We start from the raw sequence: 1,496 nt of genomic DNA on the forward strand, positions 1-1,496 counted from the left end.
GCCGAGGCGGTCGCGCCAGTTCTCCCAGTTGTGGCCGTCTCGCGCCTCGACGTAGCGCACCTTCGTGCCGGTGTGGCGGAAGACGGGCACCATCGACCGGTTCGGGGTGATGAGCGGCTCGTAGACCCCGCACGACATGAAGATCCGGTCGACGACGGCCGTGGGCCTGGCCCGGAACTTGTTCACGAACTTCACGACCGGGTCGAAGGCGGGGCCGCCGCCGTGCTCGAAACCGATGTCGGTGAAGACGAGCGAGGCCGACTGCAGCAGCAGCGAGCCGAAGAGGCCGGGATAGCGCACCGCCACCGTCAGGGCGGCGATGCCGCCGAACGAGCTGCCCATCAGGCAGCGCGCCTCCGGGGTGTCGATGAGCGGCAGCCGCTCGTTCAGCAGGGGCAGCAGCTCCCGTGCGACGAAGCGGGCGTGCGGCGCGTGGTTGGGGTACTCCTTGAGCCGGTCGCGGGGCGAGACGAAGACCGCGACGAGCGGGTCGACGTCGAGGCGGTGGATGAGGTTGTCGAGGACCGTCTTCATCGCCGCGAACGCGAGGTAGTCGCCGCCGTCGTGCACGACCAGCAGCGGGTAGCGCTGCGCCCGGTTGAAGCGGGCCGGCAGGTAGATGGTGACCGGCTGGTCGCGGCGCAGCGCGCGGCTGCGGACCGTCTCCTCGACGAGGCTGCCCTCGCGCGCCTCCGGGTCGTGGACCGCCCAGTCGGGCACGCGGTAGCCGACCGCCGCACACACCGAGGAGGAGCCCATCGGGCTGTGCGCCAGGCGCGGGTTCAGCGGGTCGTTGAACCGCTCGTAGCCCTCGCCCTTGCGGATCTCGATCTGGTACTCCACCCGGGAGCCCTCGGGCAGCACGGTCGTGACCGCCCACAGGTCGGACTCACCGATCCGCTTGAGCGGCAACGGGTCCGGCAGGCCGACCACGCGGTGGCGCACCCACACCTCGTCCACGTCGCCGCGGTAGAGGAACGTCGCCCGCTCCCCCTCGATGATGGGACTGCCGAAGCGCTCGAGGAACCGGTCGATGGCCGGCCCGTCGAGGGGCTGCTGGGCGCGCAGCCGGTTGACGGCGAGCCGCTCCACCGGGCTCATGCTGCCTCCACCACGGACACCTGGCCGGTGCGGTCGACGACACGGGCCCCGGCCGGCACCTCCGTCACGCCCTCGGGGAAGCGCACGACGGCGCCGTCGTCGAGCAGGAGCAGCCGGTGCTCGGTGAACCGCCGCGCGAGCAGCGACATCCGCTCGCGGTCGTCGAGCCGCAGGCGCCGCTTGGCGTGCGGCAGCGCGATGACGCCGGGCAGCCGGCCGAGGCCCCGGTCGTGCAGCTCGGCCGCGGTGACGCCGTGCGGAGCGAAGTCGTGGAAGAGGACCACCTGGTCGGTCAGGGCCATCGCCCCGGCCGACCAGGCGACGACCGTCTGCTCCGGCCGGAGCCGCACGTCGAACAGGTGCAGCGTCTCGAGGAGGACGCGCACGTTTCCGCC

Annotated in this window: 2 protein-coding genes; both read right to left on the bottom strand. The window is 72.4% G+C overall.

Annotated elements, in window-relative coordinates:
* Positions 1–1,101 (bottom strand): alpha/beta hydrolase-fold protein (locus ABD194_RS18890; protein WP_343994354.1); only part of this gene is annotated, 1,101 nt, incomplete at its 3' end.
* Positions 1,098–1,496 (bottom strand): type 1 glutamine amidotransferase family protein (locus tag ABD194_RS18895; protein ID WP_486388613.1); only part of this gene is annotated, 399 nt, incomplete at its 5' end. The genes ABD194_RS18895 and ABD194_RS18890, both read right to left, overlap by 4 nt.

It is taken from the genome of Terrabacter terrae, from assembly GCF_039529575.1.
Classification (GTDB): Bacteria; Actinomycetota; Actinomycetes; order Actinomycetales; family Dermatophilaceae; genus Terrabacter; species Terrabacter terrae.